This is a genomic window from Streptomyces spectabilis (assembly GCF_008704795.1).
Taxonomy (GTDB): domain Bacteria; phylum Actinomycetota; class Actinomycetes; order Streptomycetales; family Streptomycetaceae; genus Streptomyces; species Streptomyces spectabilis.
Genome location: NZ_CP023690.1, coordinates 1,786,414 through 1,803,932, shown reverse-complemented (window position 1 = coordinate 1,803,932; position 17,519 = coordinate 1,786,414). Strand labels below are relative to the sequence as shown.

Here is a 17,519-nt window from a genome sequence, read left to right as displayed (position 1 = left end):
GGCCGATTCGTCATGCCTGAAGAGACCGAGCAGGCCGCCGAGCAGCAGGAGTCCCCGCAGCCCACCGAGCAGGTGGTCGCCAAGGGAGATGCCGAAGAGGTCGAGGAGCCTTCAGCCGGAGATGCCCCGGAGGCGGAACCGGACAAGAAGGACGAGCCGTTCGACGAGGCGCGCGCCAAAGCGGCGCTGCGCAAGAAGAACTCGGAGAACGAGAACCTCCGCAAGCGCCTCAAGGAGGCCGAGCCGCTGCTGGCCGAGCTGAAGAGGCGGCAGCAGGCGGAACTGTCGGAGTCGGAGCGCCTCACCGAGCAACTCGGCGTTGCGCAGGAGCAGATCGCTAAGACGCGGCAGCGGCTGGTCCGTAGCCAGGTACAGGCGCTGGCAGGCGCGGCGACGGATGCGCGGCCCGCGTTCGCTGATCCGGCAGACGCGTTCGGCGAGCTGGATCTCGACTCGTACATCGACGACTCAGGTGACATCGACGAGGCCGCCATTGAGGCGGATCTTCAGGCGCTGTTGGAGCGCAAGCCGCACTGGGCGAAAAGCCAGCCCCAGGAGGGCCCGCGGCGTCCCGCGCCGGATCGCACTCAGGCGTCCGGCGCCAACAAGAAGCAGGCCCCCAGCCCGCGCGATGAGTTCGCCGGGTGGCTGAGTACGCAGCTGAAGTAGCTGCGGGAGACGAGAACCCCATGGCGGTCACCGCCCCTCTGACATTGTCCAATGTCGATGCGTCGCTTCTGCCGCGCACAATCACTGCACCGATCTTCGAAAAGTCCGTTGAAGCCAGCGCGGTCATGCAGCTGGCCCGGCCTGCGCCGCTGGCTCTGGACGCAACTACGTCGGTGCCGATCCCGATGGACGTCCCGGTTGCGGACTGGGTCGGTCAGGCGGCGAAGAAGCCCCTGTCGACCGGCGGCGTCGACGTCAAGCAGATGCAGGCCAAGAAGGTCGCCGTGCTGATTCCGGTCGCCATGGAGGTCGCGAAGACCAACGCGGGCGGTCTGTACGATCAGCTGCAGAAGGACCTGCCGACTGCATTCGCGCGGGCCTTCGACCACGCGACGATCCACGGCAAGACCATGAAGGGTGCCACAGGCCCGTTCACCGAGTACCTCGCCGGGACCACGAACTCCGTGGCCCTGGGTACGGCGGATCAGGCTGACGGCGGCATCTGGGCCGACTTCGTCAACGGCATGGCCGAGGTCGTCGACGGCGACTGGGACTACACCGGCACGGTTGCGGACCACCGGCTGAAGCCGTCGCTCCTGCTGGCGACGGACACGACCGGCCGTCCGATCCTGGTGGACACGCAGACGCCGGGCACGAACATGGCGGCGGCAGGCACGCTGATCGGCGAGCCGCTGGCGTACTCGCGGTCGGTGTCGGGCAAGCAGCGCCGTCAGTCGACATCCACGGACACGGGTCTGCGGGCGATCGGCGGCGACTGGTCTCAGGCTGCGTATGGCGTGGGCATGGACATCACGGTGCGGATTTCCGACCAGGCGACCTATGTCGACGAAGAGGGCGGCGTTCACTCCGCGTTCCAGGAGAACCTGGTGCTGATCCTCGCCGAGGCCTACTACGGCTTCGTGCTGGGTGACGTCGACGCCTTCGTGAAGTACACCGGCGCTCCGAGCGGTTCCTGATGGCTAGGGCTGTCCCGGCTTCCGCGCCGGGCGGGGCAGCCAAGCCCCTGAAGATCGTGGCCCGTGTGCACGCGATGCCGCCGGAGCATAATGCGGGTGCCGAGCACATGCTCGTCTCCATGCTGCGGCCCCTGGTGGAGCGTGGCCACGACGTGTCGGTATGGCTGTCCCGCTACGGCAACGCCCACCAGGAGTACGAGTACCGCGGCATCAAGGTGATCCCCCTGGAGTCGCGGCTGGATTTCCCGACGGCGGTGCGGCGGGCGGATGTGCTGGTGGCCCATCTGGAGACGGTGCCGCCGACGGCGTCGCTGGCTCGCGGGTATGGCAAGCCGCTGGTGGTGGTCTGCCACAACACGCACCGGGAGACGTTCCGAGACATGGCTGCGGGCGGGACCGCGCTGGCGGTCTACAACTCGCGGTGGATGGAAGCGGAGGCGGAGGTCTTCTTCGCCGAATACCCGAAGTCCATCCGCCCCGCGGGCACGTTGATTGTGCGGCCGCCGGTGTTCGCCGACGAGTATGCGACGAAGCCAGGCAAGGCCATCACGCTGATCAACTGCAATCCGGAGAAGGGCGGCAAGGTGCTCCAGGCCCTCGCCGAACGGATGTCGGACCAGCAGTTCCTCGCGGTGAAGGGCGCCTACGGCGAACAGATCCTCCCCGACCTGCCGAACGTTGAAATCGTCGAGCACGTTCGCGGGGAGGACATGCGGAAGCAGGTGTACGCCCGCACCCGGGTGCTGCTGATGCCGTCCTCGTATGAGTCGTGGGGCCGCGTCGGCTGTGAGGCGATGGCGAGCGGCATTCCCGTCGTTGCCCACCCAACGCCAGGTCTGTGCGAGTCGCTCGGCGAGGGCGGGATCTTTGTCGACCGGACCGAGATTGACGGCTACGAGGCGGTTCTGCGGAAGCTCGCATCGGCCGCCGAGTACCGGCTTGCCAGCAAGCGCGCCAAGACCCGTTCCGCCGAACTCGACCCCTCGGGGGACCTCTTCCTGTGGTGGACCGCAGTGGAGGGCCTGTCCGGATAGGAGGCTGTGATGGCGTTCCAGGCGCCGACGGCCGAGGACCTCGGCCTCTACCTTGGCCTCGACGAGATCGAGGGGGACCGGGCGGCCCTGCTGATCCTGCAGGCGGTCAGCCTGTGTGAATCGGTCGTCAAGCCGCTCCCGGATCAGGCGACGGCCGTGGTGCTGTCGGTCGCCGGGCGGGCTTACGTCAATCCGCAGCAGGTCAGCTACGAGACGATCGGCCCGATGTCGGTTCAGCGTCCGACTGGCTCGGGCGGCCTGTATCTCACGAAGGCTGACAAGGCAGCTCTGAAGGCTTTGGCCGGCCGCGGGGGCGCGTTCACGGTCGACCCGACCCCGGCTACGGCCGATCCGTCTCCTACCTGGCCCGTCGACGATGCGGGGTTCGCGGATGAGTTCGAGCCGGGCTGGGGGTATTCCTGATGCCCGGCCGGTACCCGTATGGGGAGACGGTGCGGATCCTGCGCACCGGTGTCTCGCCCGGGCGTGACGCCCGCGGGCAGCCGCTTCCCGGGCCGGACGAATCGTTCGACCTTCAGGGCTGTGTGGTGACGCCGCGTGCGGAGACGCCGCAGGTGGGGGGAGAGCAGCAGCAGGCGCGGGACACGGTCATCGTCGGCTGGACCGTCTACGTACCCGTAGCCCAGAAGGCTCAGGCTCGTCTGCCGCTCCGCACCACCGACAAGGCCAGGGTGCGAGGCGTGGCCTGCGACATCACCGGGGAGCCCGGCGACTGGGGCCGGAGCCCGTTCACCGGAACCCGCGGCGTGATTCAGTTTGCGGCGGACAGGGTTACGGGCTGAGCCGGACACGGGCTTCCTCGATCGCGGCGACGATCTTTGCTGCCGCGTCGTTCGACCGGTACGGGATGGACAGGCTGTTCGGGTCGCTGTGCGGCGGACGGCCTCCCAGGAAGATCCCCTTCTTCTCCTTGGCCTGTACGGCGCCGGGCACGGCGAGCTGGATGTAGCCGTGGAGGAGGCGGGTCGCCGGCTTGCATGTTGTGCCGCTGATGCTGCGGACATTGGTCCTGGCTGTCCGGTCTGGTGCACCCACCTCCTTCTTGACGATGGTGATCCACTCGCCGTCGAAGCTGATCGACGCCTGCACGCCCTTCACATCCATAGCCCGCCCCCTGGATCGCAATGGCTGGAGGTGGCTATGCCAGCACGCCTCAAGGTGAAGCGCAGGGGAATCGGCGAAATGCTGCGAATGCCCGGCATGCAGGCAGAGATGCTGCGACGCGCCGAGGTCATCAAAGGAATCGCTGTGGCTACGTCACCGGTCGACGAACGGGGCCCACACCCAGGGCACTACAAGGCGTCGTGGGAGACCGATAGCACCAGCCGTGGTGGCCGCCGCAGGGACCGGGCTGCCGCCTATGTCCGCAACACCTCCTACTACGCCCGCTGGGTGGAGTACGGCACCGAACGCGTCCCCGCCCACCACGTGCTGCTGTGGGCGGCGCAGATCGGCGGGCGGAACCAGTGACCGCGCTCATCGATGTCGAAGGCGAACTCATTCCCCGCGCCACCGCCCGCTTCCCGGACGCTGTGGTGCGCGACGAACTCGACAACAACCTGCTGGATGAGCTACCGACAATCCAATTCCTCCAGGTTCCCGGTGGTGGATACGACGGAGCGAAACTGGCGCGGATGCTCTTCGACATGAACGTCTACGCGCCGACGAGGGCCTCTGCGTTCTTGCTGGCGCGCGACGCCCACGAGTGGATCATGCATGTGGTGCGTGGTTCGACCACGTCCACGCTGGTCGTCGGAATGGTTCGGTGCCTGGCTCTGCCCGCCGGGCTCCCATACGAGAACAAGGCTCTCCGTCGCGTCGGTGGTACCTACGAAATCTATTGCCATCCGGCCTAAGTGCCAGGCCCGCTGAGGGCTGCGACGGCTCGCTCGTACCAGTCAGGTGGCACTAGAACGCCCGCCGCCTTGCCGTGTCGGGTGATGGCGATGTGCTTGCCCTGCCACTGCGTTCCGTTCAAAAGCTGCGCGAACCGCTCGCGCGCCTCCTGCACTTTGACTTCTTCGTCCATAGACGGATCGTACAGCTTGATAGTTCTGTAAGGTTAGGGCGGACCTTACAGACTGGAGTGGCGTGGAGAAGATTTGCATCAAGTGCGACAAACGCAAGCTGCGCAGCGAGTTCCGCAAGAGGAGTAGCAGCAAGGACGGGCTGGCCACCGAGTGCAAGGAGTGCGGGCGGGCCCGTGACCGTGAGTGGAATCGGAAGAATCGTGACCATCGAAGGGCGTACCGCGAGCGCACGAAGAAGGAGCGCAGCGAATATGCCAAGCAGTGGTATGCGAAGAACCCGGGCTACCGGGAGCGGTACTACGAGGAGAACAAGGAAGCCAACTATGAACGGCGCTACCGGTGGATCGAGCTGAATCCCGAGAAGCACCGTGCGGCCTCCGCCAGGCGTCGCGCAGCCCTGAAGGTCACTTCAGACCTTGATGCAGTCGCTGAGTACATGGGGCTCATACGAGCTGACCCGTGCGTCTACTGCGGATCCCCGACGGACCACATCGATCACATCGTCGCCCTCGCCAAGCAGGGTGCGCACGAGTGGGACAATCTAGCTCCCACGTGTGCCACCTGTAACACATCGAAGGCTACGCAGGATGTCTTGACTTTCATGCTGCGTCGGCTCACCACAACCACATAACTGCACCCGGTCTCTTGACCGATTCGGGCCCGCGCCGGACCCCAAGATCCCGCCCGTGCGCGGGCTTCACGCATGTCTGGAGACAACGATGGTCAACATCACTCGCGCAGCGGACCTGATGGAGGTCGGCGCTAATGGTGGCGGCTGGACTGCCCCGCTCGGCACTTCGTCCCCCGGTGACCCGCTGGTCCAGCCGATGCCCCCTTGGGCGCCCTTGGGGGGTATCTCAGACGACGGTCTGGTGCAGGGGTTCGACGAAGACAGCCAGGAGTACACCCCTTGGGGTTACACGTCGCCGATCCGCACGACGATCACCAAGTCCCTGCGCACCTTCAAGATCACGGCATGGGAGACGGCGCGCACTACGGTCCGGTCGCTGCACTACCGTGCCTCGCTCGCAGACCTTGAGCCGGTGTCCGGATTGACGACATTCGCGGAGACTGCGAGCCCCAACCCGGATCGTCGCTCCTTCTGGTTCGTCGTCTTTGACGGCGAGACAAGCCTGAGCTTCTACGTCCCTGCCGGGGAGATCTCGGACCGTTCCGACGTCACGCACAAGCAGGACGAGATGGCTGGCTTCGAGTGGACGATCACGGCCTATCCGGACGAGGCAGGCAACACCGTCTACCACGCGGACCGCGTCCCGGCGACTGCCGACTACACCGGCTCCTGACCGGATTCTGTGCTGGTGGGTGGGCCGCCACCGTCGGCGCGGGCCCGGCCCATCCACCTTTCTTCGTAACTGCCCGCGCCATTGATCGAGGGAGGCCCGCGCCGTGGCCAACACGCGTAGCACCAGCACCAGCACCAGCACCAGTACCAGCAGCAGCCGGAAGCCGCGCGCAGCGGCTCGTTCAACGTCCCGCCCGGCGGCCACTCGACGGGCTGTGGAGCGCGAGCAGGAGCTTGAGGAGCCGGAGGTAACGGCCTTCGAGGCTCAGGAGATCGAGGCAGAGGGGCACTACGTCACTGCCCTTCTCTGCGGTGAGGAAGTGCGGATCGTCCCGCCCGACGCTTGGCGAATGTCGTGGCATCGCATGCTCACGCAGGGCTACATCGACACGTTTGCTCGGAAGGTGCTGCACCCGGACGACTTCGACTTCTTCATCGAGATCGACCCCACGAATGAGGAGTTCCAGAACTTCATCGCCGATGCGGGAGATCGTTCTGGGGAGGGCCTGGGAAAGTCCGTAGCACCATCGCGCTCTGGGAGGCGCATGCAGAGTCGGTAGAGGCCGACTTGATCGACCGGCACTACGACATCGCGGATGTGCTGTCGGGGCGCCGGTCTTGGCGTTGGCTGCGGGTGCTGATTGAGCATCTGCCGCCCGAGTCGCACACCATGACTGCCTTGCGGAACACGCTGTCCGACGAGGAGCTGGCGGAGCAGGCGGACAAGGGTGAGCCAGAGAAGGGGCGTTGGTCGCAGCTGGAGCAGTTGACCGCTGCACTGGTTGATGGTGTGCGGCGTGTCGAGTACGTGCTGATCTGCGCGAATACGGAGAAGGGCAAGCAGCCGCAGCCGCCCGATCCCACGCCGCGCCCTGGGGCGAAGGCCCGTGCGGCGAAGCCGAAGCTGAACGACGAGCAGGCGGAGCGCCTGTTCCGGATCATCAATGGGGGCGCTGCGTAGCGCATGCGGGAGGGGGACCTCTCGTGGCGATCAGTGTCGGCTCCGTCGAGATCGATGTCATCCCGAACGCGCGCGGCATTCACGGCCGTCTGCGTGCGGCGTTGGTGCCTCCGGCGTCGCAGATCGGCGATGAGGTCGGGCGGATCATCGGCCGTCAGATCGCTGCGCACATCACGCCTTCGGTGCGGGACGGCATCCAGGACGGGGCCCGCGCGGCCCGCCCGGCCGCGACCCGGCAGGGCTCGGATACGGGTGGGGCGTTTGCCCGGTCGCTGAAGGCCCGCCTGGAGGCGGCGTTCCGCAGCATGCCCAAGCTCGACGTCCGCCTCTCGGACACGGGTGTCGACGCGGACCTGGCGCGGCTGCGTGCCCGCCTGGAAGCGCTGTCCGGCAAGACGATCGGCGTCGACATCGACGCGCAGGCCGCCCGCGCGGAGGCCGCGGACATTGAGGAGCGTCTGCGCCGTATCGGTGCAGCGCACCCGAACGTGGCCGTCCGTGCGGACACGGCGGCGGCGATCGCCCAGCTGCGGCTCCTGCAGGAGCAGGTGGACGAGCTGTCCGCCGACCCGGCCCGGATCCGGGTGGAGACGGACGGCACCTTTGGTCAGCGGCTGCGCGCCCAGGTGCAGGCGGCTGAGGCCAGCCTCCCCAACATCAACATCGGGGCGGACACGTCGCCGGCCGAGGTGGAGCTGGCGCGGCTGCGGGCCCGGCTGACCGCCCTGCGGGATGTGCGGATCGGCGTCGACATGGACGCCGCGACCGCGCAGGCCGAGATCTCCGCGATCGAGGCCCGTCTGCAGGCGCTGGCGGCGCAGGACGCGGACGTGGCGGTGCGCGTGGACGCGGCTGCCGCCGCGGCGCAGCTTGCTGCTGTCCAGGCGATGGTCAACAAGCTGGACGCGGACGACGTCAAGGTCCGGGTCGATACCTCGGGTGCCACTTCGGCGATCTTCCAGCTGTCGGTGGCACTTGGGTCTGTCGCGGTGATCCCCGCGATTCCGGTCCTTGCGGCCGGGATGGGCGCGATCGCGTCCGCTGGTGTTGCTGCGGCGGCTGGCGTCGGTGCGCTGGGTGCTGTGGCGATCCCCGCGTTCATGGGGATCGCCAGAGCTGCTCAGGCGCAGAAGGCGGCGCAGGACGCCGCGACGACTGCGTCGATCAAGGGTGGTCAGGCGGCGTCGCAGGGTGCGGCGCGGGCACGCCAGCTGGAGGGTGCGCAGCAGTCGCTGGCCGCCGCGCACAGGAATGCGGCCCGGCAGATTCAGCAGGCCGAGCAGGCCGTCGCGGACGCCAAGAGGTCTGCGGCGGAGGCGAACCGGCAGGCGTCCCAGCAGGTGCGGCAGGCCGAGCAGGATGTGGCGGCTGCGGTGCAGCAGGCGGCGGACCGGCAGCGGGATGCCGCCCAGCAGGTTAAGGACGCCAAGCAGTCTCTGGCGAACGCGGTACAGCAGGCGGCGGACCGGCAGCAGGCGGCGAACGACCGTGTCGTGGCCGCCGAGCAGTCGCTGGCTGATGCACAGCGGTCGGCTCGGCAGGCGCAGCAGGATCTGACGCAGGCGCGCCGTGACGCGGCGATGGAGCTGGAGGATCTCGGGAACCGCCTCACTGACGCGCAGCTGTCGCAGCGGGATGCGGCCCTCACCGTCCAGGCGGCTGAGCAGCGGCTGCGGGCGGTGCGGGCTAAGGGGTCGAAGGCGTCGGCGCTGGAGCAGGCGCAGGCGCAGCTCGCCTACGACCAGGCGGTTCAGCGGCTCAAGGAACAGCGGCTCGCGACGAAGCGCATTGCCGACGAGAAGAAGAAGGCCGACAGGGCCGGGGTCGACGGCTCGGACCGGGTCAAGAACGCGCAGGGGCGGCTGGCGGATGCCCAGCGGCAGGTCCGTGAGCAGACGGCCGCGCTGGCGAAAGCGCAGCAGGCGGCGGCCCGGCAGCAGCGCGAGAACGCCCTGGAGATCGCCGCCGCGCAGGCGAAGGTCGCGGATGCCCAGCGGAATGTGGCGCGCGTCCAGAAGGAGTGCGCCGCGGCGATCTCCGCCGCGCAGGACAAGGTCATCGAGGCGCAGCGCAACGCGACCAAGGTTCAGCAGGACGGTGCACGGTCGGTGGGGCGGGCGCAGGAGTCCCTGGCCAACACGCACGTGACGGCAGCGGATTCGATCACGTCGGCCGAGCGGCAGGTGGCGTCGGCGGCGCAGCAGACGGCCGGGAGCATGTCGCAGGCCGCTGTCGCGCAAGCCAAGTACCAGGAAGAACTGTCGGAGCTGTCGCCTGCGGCGCGGGACACGTTCGACGCGTTCACGGACCTGAGGTCGGCGTTCTCCGCGTGGTCGGAGTCGCTGCAGCCCCGCGTCATGCCGATCTTCACCCGAGCGTTGATCGGGCTGAAGAACGCGCTGCCCGGGCTGACGCCCTTCGCGAAGGAAGCAGCAGACGCCGTCGGTGAGCTGCAGGACCGGGCAAGCAGGGGCTTCAAAAACCCCTGGTGGAAGGGCTTCAAGGCAGATCTGGCGGGCGCAGTCCGACCTGCGATCATCGGCTTGGGTGTCTCCTTCGGCAACGTGTTCAAGGGCATGGCCGGAGTGGTGCAGGCCTTCCTGCCCCATATGGACTCCATCAGCGCGCGGATGCGGGCCATCACCGGCCGCTTCGCCGCTTGGGGTGCCGGCCTGAAGGGGTCGCCCGCCTTCGAGCGGTTCCTGGCGTATGCCGCTGAGAACGGGCCGCTCGTTGCCCGCACCATCGGTGACATCTCGCGTGCCTTCTTCGAGGTCGCGCGGGCTCTGTCGCCCCTGTCGGGGCCTCTGCTCGAGGTTCTTGGGGTTCTGGCGCGCGGCATCGCCTCGGTGGCAGAGACCACGCCTTGGCTGATTCAGGGCCTGTATGGGCTGTTCATCGCGACGAAACTGTGGACGCTCGCGCTCGTCCTTCAGGCGGCGGTGCTGAACGCGCACCCGATCACCCTGCTCATCATCGGGATCGTGGCGCTGGTCGCCGCTGTCGTCTACGCGTACAAGAGGTTCGACTGGTTCCGTGCTGGGGTCCAGGCGGTCTGGAACGGCATCAAGGATGCGGTGTCCGGCGCCTGGAATCAGGTACTCAGGCCCGCCTTCGACGGCATTTCCACAGGTCTGCGCACGGTGGGCGGCTGGGGATCGTGGCTGTGGCGCACCGCGCTGAAGCCTGCCTTCGACGGCATCTCGCTGGGCGCGCGGGTCCTCGCTGCTGTCATCGCCACACTGCTGATCGCCCCTGTCGTGCTGGGGTTCAAGCTGACAGCTGCGACCGGGAAGTGGCTGTATGAGAAGGGGCTGCTCCCGGCATTCCGGGGTATCGGTGTCGCGGCCGGAGCCCTGTACCGCAATGCGATCAAGCCTGCTGTCGACGGCATCGTCGAGGGCTTCCGTTTCGTCGGCCGGATCGGTAAGTGGCTGTGGGAGAACGCGCTGCGGCCCGCGTTCCGGGGGATTGGGACGGCGGCTGGAGCGCTGTACAGGGTCACCATCAAGCCTGTCGGTGACCGCATTGTCGGCACGTTCCGATTTGTTGCCAGGATCGGGAAGTGGCTCTGGCAGCAGGCCCTGGCACCGGCGTTCCGCGGGATCGGCGCGGTCGGGAAGTGGCTGTACGACAAGGCGATCAAGCCTGCGTTCAGTGGGATCGCGACGACCGCGTCGTGGCTGTGGCGCAAGGGATTGAAGCCGCCATTCGATCGGATCAAGGAAGCGGTCAGGCTGGTCGGGGTCGCTTTTGGCAGGGCGAAGGACGCCATCAAGACGGCCTGGGGCAAGGTTCAGTCGATCACTAAGGGCCCCGTCAACTTCGTGATCAAGTACGTGTACGGCAAGGGCATCCGCCCCGTCTGGAACGCCGTCGCGAAGATCGTCAGCCTGGATGAACTGCCGCCCGCACCGAAGCAGCTGGCGGCAGGCGGCACCGTCGGTGACGGCTTCGGCCCTGCCCGGCCGATGGTCACCAACCGCCCGACCGCGATCGTCGGCGAGGGCAACCCAAGGTTTCCGGAATTCGTGATCCCGACGGACCCGCGATTCCGTAACCGTGCTCGCGCCCTGCATGCCGCGGCAGGCACCAAGCTCATGGCGGACGGGGGCATCCTCGGCGGCGCCTGGGACTGGACCAAGGACACGATCGGCAAGGCGATCAATTGGGCCAAGACCGGCTTCAACCTGCTGACGAACCCGTCGAAAGCCTGGGACAAGCTCGTCAAGCCCATCAAGGAGCGGGTTGCGAAGGGCATCACCGGCGATGGGCTGTGGGCCAAAGCGATCCGCCGGGTACCGGGCAAGTGGATCGGCGGGCTGAAGAGCAAGCTCGTCGACGCCGTGAACAGCATGCTGGGCGGCGGCGCCGACGGGATGCTTGGCGGCGCCTGGCTCAAGCCAGTCGACGCCCGGTTCGGAACGAAGTTCGGTGTCCGCGGCAGCATGTGGAGCTCAGGTCGTCACACCGGTCTCGACTTCCCCGCGGCCATCGGCACCGCGGTGAAGGCGGTTGCTGACGGCACCATCGCCAAGACGGCGAACGGCGGCCCCTACGGCAAGCACATTGTGATCAACCACGGCAGTGGGCTGCAGTCCCTGTACGCCCACATGTCCGCAATCCTGATGAAACAGGGCCGCGGCGTTGCGGGCGGAACCCAGATCGGCCGCGTCGGCAACACCGGCAACACGACCGGCCCGCACCTCCACCTCGAAGCCCGGGTCAACGGGCGCTCCGTCGACCCGATGCCGTTCCTCACGGGTGGCGGCAAGGGCTTCCCCGCGAACGCGGTGGGCGCGGCGCAGAAGTACGCCAAGGCGCTCCTGCCGCGCTACGGGTGGGGCGCCAACCAGTTCGGGCCGCTGAAGAAGTTGTGGCATGGCGAGTCCGGGTGGCGTTGGAACGCAGATAATCCCACGTCAGACGCCTACGGAATCCCGCAGGCGCTCCCGGGGTCGAAGATGCGCTCGGCGGGCCCCGACTGGCGGACCAACGCGAAGACGCAGATCCGCTGGGGCATGGGCTACATCAAGGACCGTCCGGACTACGGCAGCCCAGCACGGGCGTATGCGAAGTGGCTGGCCAGGTCGCCGCACTGGTACGACCAGGGCGGCATGCTCCAGCCCGGCCTGAACCTGGCCTACAACGGCACGGGGCGGCCGGAGCCGGTGTTCACGTCCACGCAGGCCAGCGCCCTTGCGCGGATGGCAACGGGCGGCGGCGGTCTCGGGGACCTGAGCGTGCAGGTGTTTGTCGGCGATCGGGAGATCACGGAAATCGCGCGTGCTGAGGTGCGGCGGTCGAACGGCGAGCTGGTGACGGCGCTGCGTGGCGGGCGGGGGTGAGCGATGGCGATCCCCGGGAACATGCTGTCGGCGACGACGTCGGAGATCGACCCGAACACCTCCGGCTGGACGCCGAAGCTGAACTGCACCCTCAGCAAGGGCACGGGCGGTCGGATTGGTGACGGCTGCCTGATCGTCAAGAGTGTCGCGGCGGGGGAGATGCAGGCCCGCACGGTCTCGTCGTACCCCGTCACCGCCGGCACCGTCTACCAGACGTTCGGTGATGCGGCAGGCGTCGTGGTGGAGCGGATCGGGATCCGCTGGCTCACTGCGACCGGCACGGAGATCTCGGTGACGTGGTCGCTGTCCACGGCGTCCGCCTCCGCGACCTGGCATCGGGTAGGAGTGGCGGGCGCGGCGCCGGCGGGGGCGACGCAGGCGCAGGTCCTGCTGTCGTCCACACCGGCTGCCGGGAACGTCAACCAGTTCTGGGAGAACGTCTACCTTGGACTGCCGATCAGAACGACTGGCAATCTCTTCGCGTTCGGCACGGAGACCGCTGAGGTCGACGCGTCGGGGTGGACGGCGGAGGTCAACGCGGGCGTCACCAGGCAGGTTCCCGCGGTGGCGTGGGCCGTCGACAACTACTTGGTCGGCGGCCACGTCATCGCGATCACCGCCACCGGTGCCGGTAACGCTGCGGCGGTCTCCACGGATCGGCCCGTGGTCACCCCGGGTACCGACTATCGGGCCTACATCTACCTCAACCCGCCGACCTTGGCGGCGGACACGTGGGTGGAGCTGCGCTACTACGACGTCAACGGCAACCAGGTCTCGGCCGCCCGCTCGAGTCTGGTGCAGCCGTCGCCGGGGCAGGGCTGGTACCGGCAGCGCGCCTCCGGCATCGCCCCCGCCAACGCAGCCACCTGCTCCATCGCGGCCGGGATCAACGGCGCTGCGGCCGGGCAGGTGCTGCGTCTGGAGGGCGCGGTCGTCACCGTCGCCCCGGAGCTCCAGGCCGGGACGATCCTCCCCTACGCCGACGGCAGCTTTGAGCAAGGTGTTGCAGGGTGGACGGTTGCCTCCGGTGTGGCGACGATCTCCCGCTCGACGCCATGGGGCGCCGCGTACTGGGAGGGTGCCTACGCCCTCGCGGTCACGTCCTCAACGGCCACGGCCAGTGTCATCAGGTCGGGGCGGTTCGCGGCGCCTGCGGACACGAGCTATCGGGCGCAGATCATCGCGAGCCGGTCGGCGGGTTCCTGGACGTCGGTCAACGTCAAGGTCCGCTGGTACGACGCGGCCAACGTGGACCTGGGGACGACGGGCGGTACCAGCTACAACCTGCCGGCCAGCGACTGGTGGGCGATGGCCACCGACGCGACGGTGCCCGCCACCGCCACGCAGGGCGCAATCGAGCTGACCGTCACCGCCTCCGCATCCAGCTCCGGCATGTACGTGGACGTGGCAGCGCTGTGGGAGGCCCTGCCGCTCACAGCGGTGGAGGTCGTCGAGTCGACCGCCAGCATCACGCTGACGCTGCGGGAACTGCCACTCGACTACTACATCAGCGTGTACCGGGAGGCGTCCGACGGCTCCCGCACCCTCGTGCGTGGCACGTCGGGTCTCCTCAACTACACGTTGATTACGTCGGATCTGCTGGTCATCGAGGACTACGAGGCGCCGATCGGCGTACCGGTCGCGTACCGGATCGAGCTGTACGAGCCCGACTCGACGAGCCCGTCCACCCGCAGCTCCGACACCGTCACCATCCCCGCAGGCGACATCAACCTCGCCTGGCTGAAGGATCCCGGCAATCCGCAGCGGAACGTCACAGTGATGGTGCAGCGGGCGCCGGACTGGCAGCGGCCCATCGATCAGACCCCGTACCGGGTCAAGGGCCGCCGCAACGCAGTCGTCCTCTCGTCGAGCCGCGGCGGGCTGGAGGGCGAGCTGACGGTGTGGACCCGGACCGACGACGAGCGGGCGGCGCTGCACTGGATCCTCGATTCCGGCGCCACTCTGCTGTGGCAGGCCGTCCCCGGTATGGGCGTTGCCGACATGTACGTGTCCGTCGCCCAGGTCACCGAGGCCCGCACGGGGGCCACGGCGATGGATCTGTGGCGGGCGTGGACGCTGCCGCTGACCGAGACGGACATGCCCGTCACCACCGGCGTCGGCTCCAGCGCAGGCCGCACATGGCAGGACGTGCTTGCCGAGTTCGACAGCTGGCAGGCGGTGCTCGACACCTACGCCAGCTGGGAGGACGTGCTCCTCGACCGCAGAACGGGGTGACGTCGTGTATCCCGTCTCAGACCGGTTCCTGCCGCGCCTCGCCGAGTCCCACACTCCTGTCACGCGCGTCCAGCTGTTCCGGACCGACGGCAGCGTTGTCGAGCTGGAGCACACGGGTGGCAGTGTTCCGGTGGACCGCGGGCAGGCGACCCGCCGTACCTGCACGGTTACCGGCGCCGACGTGTCCCTCATCCCGCGCACGCCTACCGATCAACTGGCCGTGTACGGGGCCAAGCTGAGGATCGCGCGCGGCGTCGACTACGGCGACGGCACCACGGAGCTCGTACCACTCGGCGTGTTCCGCCTCGACTCCGTCGAGGGAGACGTCACCGAGGGCCCCATCACCCTGACCGGCAAAGACCTCTCCGCTGTGGTCGCTGACGACAAGTTCACCGAGCCCTACAAAGCCACCGGCACGGTCGTCGGTGCGATCACCGGGCTCATCCAGCGCAGCCTGCCGGATGCTGCCGTCATCAGCGCCATCGCCGACGCCCCCATCGGCGCCAGGACTTTCGACATCGAGGCGGACCCGTGGGCTGGCGTGCAGGAGATCGCCGCCGCGGCAGGGGCCGAGTGCTACGCCAACGCGGACGGCGAATTCGTGATCGCCACGCTGCCGGAGCTGACGACGACGCCTGCCGTGTGGGAGGTCGCCGCAGCCGAGGGCGGCGTATACGTCACCGGTAGCCGCGCCATGAGCAGCACCAACGTCTATAACGGCGTCCTCGCTCGCGGCGAGAACACCGAGGAGAACGTGCCGCCCGTCTCCTACCTGGCCACGGACGACGACCCGAACTCGCCGACGCACTGGGGCGGACCCTACGGGCGCCGGCCAATGTTCTACGCCTCCTCGACGCTGGTCACGGAGGAGGCGTGCGCGCAGGCGGCTGGCCTCAAGCTCAAGGCCAGCAAGGCCCCTAACGCGTCGGGTGACTTCTCTGCCCTGCCGAATCCGGCGCTCGAGCCAGGCGACGTGATCCGCGTTGTTCACCCGGACGGCACCCGCGAACTCCACCAAGTGCAGTCGTTCAGCGTGCCTCTCGATCCTGCTGGCGGTGACTTCCCGATCACTACTATCTCGGCGAAGGAGGACGAGTGAGCTCCTCCTTCTCCTCGGCACGCGACCTGGCCGATGCCGTCGTTCACTCCGCTCAGAGGGTCGGAGCCACGACCCCGGCGATCCGCGGCGCGGACTGGCGTCTCGCCACCGTCACCGCCGCCCCCGGCGACGGAACCGTCACCGCGGACGGCGTCACCTGCCGCTGCCTCGACAGCTATCCCCTGCCCACCGTCGGCGACCTCATCGTCATCACCCAGTCCTCCGCCGGGAACTGGCTCGCCGCAGGCCGCACCTCGAACAGCAACTTCGGCATCGGGCAGTCCCGGATCGCCCTGAAAACCGCGGACACGTCCCGCACCAACACGGCCACACCCACAGACGACCCCCACCTCGTGTTCACCGTCGCCGCGAACGCCACCTACGCGATGGACGGCTGGATCAAATACTCGGCGCTCGTCGACCTCGACATCACCATCGACTGGACCGTGCCGGCCAGCGCGCTCGGGGAGTGGACCGGACACGGCATGGGCCTGGGCACCACCGGCCAGTCCACCAGCGGCTACTCCATCCGCACCGAAACCAACGACGTCGCTCAGCCCAGGAACTTCTCCGGCACGACGTCAGCCGCGGGGGAGTACTCGGTGCTGCTGGCCGGCACCCTCCGCGTCCAGGGAACCGGCGGCACCTACGCCCTCCAGTGGTCCCAGGGCAACACCGGCGGCACCGCCACCACCGTCTACACCGACTCGTGGCTGCGCCTCACACGCATCTCATAAGGAGGCCCAGTTGCCGATCACGGACGACTACGGGCAGGGCATCCAGATCGCCAGCCTGACCGACCAGCCCGACGCGGGCAAGCTCGCCCGCGACATTGCCAACGCCCTGGCTCAGCGCGGCGTCATGCGTTTCGCCTCGGCGAGCGCGCGGGCCGCGACGCTCGTCGGCTCGGCGGCGCCGGTCGAGGGCATGCAGACGTGGCTGCAGGACGTCAACCGCCTGGACGTGTACGACGGCACGTCGTGGGTCGCGGTCTCTACGGGCGCCTCTGCTTGGACGACGATCTCGCTGGCCTCGGGTTTCACTCAGAACGGCAACAGCAACGGCAATCTGCAGTACCGGCTCCTCAACATCTCCGGTGAGGAGTCGCTGCAACTGCGCGGCGCGGTGAACCGCACCTCGTACCCCTCGTCACCGCCGAGCTCCTACGTCATCAACTCCACTGCCCTGCCGTCCGTGGTGCGGCCGTCGACGCTGCGCACTGTGCTGATTCCCTGTTCGGACATCAGCAGTGATCGCATCGCCCTCAAGCTTGACGTGCAGACCGACGGCTACCTGCAGGTTTACGGATTCGGATCATCCGTCAAGCCACCATGGATCGGCTTCAACGGCGTCATCGTCAGCCTCTGAGGAGGACGCCGTGGCCACGCAGTGCAAGCTGTACCGCGACACCCCGCAGGTCATCTGGCCGAACTCGTGGACCTTGCTGACGTTCGACCGGGCTGTCCGCAACGACCGGCACATGCACAGGCCCCCTGCGCTGATCATGCCGCCGTTCGGCGGCGACTTCATCTGGGGCCGCGGCATCCGCTGGGAACCCCTCAGCCTGCCTCCCGGCGACACCCGGCCCCGACAGTTCATGGCCCGCTTCGTCCGTGACCCGTTCGGGGAATCCGACGACACCGGCGCCGAAGACCAACTCGACACCCCCGGCCGTGACTGGTCCACCAGCACCTGGTGCTTCTGGGGCGAGTCCGGTGTCCCCGTCGGCATCGAAGTCTGGCACGACCACCACGAGCCAGCGTCCGTCGGCCACGCCCAGTTCGTCGCCACAACCTGGGACTACTAGAAAGGGGCGGCCCATGGCCTGGTATCCGGGCGCTG

Annotated in this window: 19 protein-coding genes; 17 read left to right on the top strand and 2 right to left on the bottom strand. The window is 68.1% G+C overall.

The window, feature by feature from the left end; translation table 11 throughout:
• Positions 1 to 12 precede the first annotated feature (12 nt).
• From CP982_RS07295 to CP982_RS07275, 5 genes are all read left to right on the top strand, one after another.
• A complete protein-coding gene (locus CP982_RS07295; protein ID WP_150509748.1) occupies positions 13 to 669 on the top strand; it encodes a hypothetical protein in 657 nt (218 codons plus the stop codon).
• A 20-nt stretch (positions 670 to 689) separates the two neighbouring features.
• Positions 690 to 1,646, top strand: coding sequence for a phage major capsid protein (locus CP982_RS07290; protein ID WP_150509747.1), 957 nt, complete (start codon positions 690 to 692; stop codon positions 1,644 to 1,646).
• A 74-nt stretch (positions 1,647 to 1,720) separates the two neighbouring features.
• Complete coding sequence (locus CP982_RS07285; RefSeq protein WP_308294329.1) at positions 1,721 to 2,680, top strand: glycosyltransferase family 4 protein; 960 nt, start codon at positions 1,721 to 1,723, stop codon at positions 2,678 to 2,680.
• Between the two features lie 9 nt (positions 2,681 to 2,689).
• On the top strand, positions 2,690 to 3,103 hold the full coding sequence (locus CP982_RS07280) for a hypothetical protein (protein WP_150509745.1): 414 nt from the start codon (positions 2,690 to 2,692) through the stop codon (positions 3,101 to 3,103).
• A gap of 29 nt (positions 3,104 to 3,132) precedes the next feature.
• Positions 3,133 to 3,483 (top strand): hypothetical protein, encoded by a 351-nt coding sequence (locus tag CP982_RS07275; RefSeq protein ID WP_229879484.1) that lies wholly within the window; start codon positions 3,133 to 3,135, stop codon positions 3,481 to 3,483.
• Here CP982_RS07275 and CP982_RS07270 read toward each other — a convergent pair.
• Complete coding sequence (locus CP982_RS07270) at positions 3,473 to 3,805, bottom strand: DUF4429 domain-containing protein (RefSeq protein WP_150509743.1); 333 nt, start codon at positions 3,803 to 3,805, stop codon at positions 3,473 to 3,475. The genes CP982_RS07275 and CP982_RS07270 overlap by 11 nt on opposite strands.
• A gap of 144 nt (positions 3,806 to 3,949) precedes the next feature.
• Between CP982_RS07270 and CP982_RS07265 the strand changes: the two genes are divergently transcribed.
• A complete protein-coding gene (locus CP982_RS07265; RefSeq protein ID WP_229879480.1) occupies positions 3,950 to 4,171 on the top strand; it encodes a hypothetical protein in 222 nt (73 codons plus the stop codon).
• A complete protein-coding gene (locus CP982_RS07260) occupies positions 4,168 to 4,557 on the top strand; it encodes a hypothetical protein (protein ID WP_150509741.1) in 390 nt (129 codons plus the stop codon). Before CP982_RS07265 ends, CP982_RS07260 begins: the two co-directional genes overlap by 4 nt.
• Here CP982_RS07260 and CP982_RS07255 read toward each other — a convergent pair.
• Positions 4,554 to 4,730: a type II toxin-antitoxin system Phd/YefM family antitoxin gene (locus CP982_RS07255; RefSeq protein WP_150509740.1), complete on the bottom strand. Its 177-nt coding sequence runs from the start codon at positions 4,728 to 4,730 to the stop codon at positions 4,554 to 4,556. The two genes, CP982_RS07260 and CP982_RS07255, sit on opposite strands and share 4 nt — an antisense overlap.
• A gap of 62 nt (positions 4,731 to 4,792) precedes the next feature.
• Here CP982_RS07255 and CP982_RS07250 point away from each other — a divergent pair, with 62 nt between their 5' ends.
• The 10 genes from CP982_RS07250 to CP982_RS07205 all read left to right on the top strand — a co-directional run bounded on the left by CP982_RS07250 (position 4,793) and on the right by CP982_RS07205 (position 17,484).
• On the top strand, positions 4,793 to 5,362 hold the full coding sequence (locus CP982_RS07250) for an HNH endonuclease (RefSeq protein WP_150509739.1): 570 nt from the start codon (positions 4,793 to 4,795) through the stop codon (positions 5,360 to 5,362).
• Positions 5,363 to 5,450: 88 nt separating this feature from the next.
• Positions 5,451 to 6,035, top strand: coding sequence for a phage tail tube protein (locus tag CP982_RS07245; RefSeq protein WP_150509738.1), 585 nt, complete (start codon positions 5,451 to 5,453; stop codon positions 6,033 to 6,035).
• Between the two features lie 214 nt (positions 6,036 to 6,249).
• Positions 6,250 to 6,594 carry a hypothetical protein gene (locus CP982_RS07240; RefSeq protein ID WP_150509737.1) on the top strand — a complete coding sequence of 115 codons (345 nt, stop codon included), beginning with the start codon at positions 6,250 to 6,252 and terminating at the stop codon, positions 6,592 to 6,594.
• A gap of 8 nt (positions 6,595 to 6,602) precedes the next feature.
• Positions 6,603 to 6,995: a hypothetical protein gene (locus tag CP982_RS07235; protein WP_229879478.1), complete on the top strand. Its 393-nt coding sequence runs from the start codon at positions 6,603 to 6,605 to the stop codon at positions 6,993 to 6,995.
• Positions 6,996 to 7,018: 23 nt separating this feature from the next.
• Complete coding sequence (locus CP982_RS07230) at positions 7,019 to 12,343, top strand: aggregation-promoting factor C-terminal-like domain-containing protein (RefSeq protein WP_150509736.1); 5,325 nt, start codon at positions 7,019 to 7,021, stop codon at positions 12,341 to 12,343.
• A gap of 3 nt (positions 12,344 to 12,346) precedes the next feature.
• Complete coding sequence (locus CP982_RS07225) at positions 12,347 to 14,578, top strand: hypothetical protein (protein WP_150509735.1); 2,232 nt, start codon at positions 12,347 to 12,349, stop codon at positions 14,576 to 14,578.
• Positions 14,579 to 14,582: 4 nt separating this feature from the next.
• A complete protein-coding gene (locus CP982_RS07220; RefSeq protein ID WP_150509734.1) occupies positions 14,583 to 15,677 on the top strand; it encodes a DUF5047 domain-containing protein in 1,095 nt (364 codons plus the stop codon).
• A complete protein-coding gene (locus CP982_RS07215) occupies positions 15,674 to 16,414 on the top strand; it encodes a hypothetical protein (RefSeq protein ID WP_150509733.1) in 741 nt (246 codons plus the stop codon). Before CP982_RS07220 ends, CP982_RS07215 begins: the two co-directional genes overlap by 4 nt.
• A gap of 10 nt (positions 16,415 to 16,424) precedes the next feature.
• Positions 16,425 to 17,045 (top strand): hypothetical protein, encoded by a 621-nt coding sequence (locus tag CP982_RS07210; RefSeq protein ID WP_150509732.1) that lies wholly within the window; start codon positions 16,425 to 16,427, stop codon positions 17,043 to 17,045.
• Positions 17,046 to 17,055: 10 nt separating this feature from the next.
• Positions 17,056 to 17,484, top strand: coding sequence for a hypothetical protein (locus CP982_RS07205; protein ID WP_150509731.1), 429 nt, complete (start codon positions 17,056 to 17,058; stop codon positions 17,482 to 17,484).
• Positions 17,485 to 17,519: the final 35 nt, after the last annotated feature.

Coding starts and splice junctions, on each gene's coding strand:
- CP982_RS07245 (WP_150509738.1), top strand. CDS start 5,451: ATGGTCAACATCACTCGCGCAGCGGACCTGATGGAGGTCGGCGCTAAT.
- CP982_RS07295 (WP_150509748.1), top strand. CDS start 13: ATGCCTGAAGAGACCGAGCAGGCCGCCGAGCAGCAGGAGTCCCCGCAG.
- CP982_RS07280 (WP_150509745.1), top strand. CDS start 2,690: ATGGCGTTCCAGGCGCCGACGGCCGAGGACCTCGGCCTCTACCTTGGC.
- CP982_RS07270 (WP_150509743.1), bottom strand. CDS start 3,805: ATGGATGTGAAGGGCGTGCAGGCGTCGATCAGCTTCGACGGCGAGTGG.
- CP982_RS07285 (WP_308294329.1), top strand. CDS start 1,721: ATGCCGCCGGAGCATAATGCGGGTGCCGAGCACATGCTCGTCTCCATG.
- CP982_RS07290 (WP_150509747.1), top strand. CDS start 690: ATGGCGGTCACCGCCCCTCTGACATTGTCCAATGTCGATGCGTCGCTT.
- CP982_RS07225 (WP_150509735.1), top strand. CDS start 12,347: ATGGCGATCCCCGGGAACATGCTGTCGGCGACGACGTCGGAGATCGAC.
- CP982_RS07255 (WP_150509740.1), bottom strand. CDS start 4,730: ATGGACGAAGAAGTCAAAGTGCAGGAGGCGCGCGAGCGGTTCGCGCAG.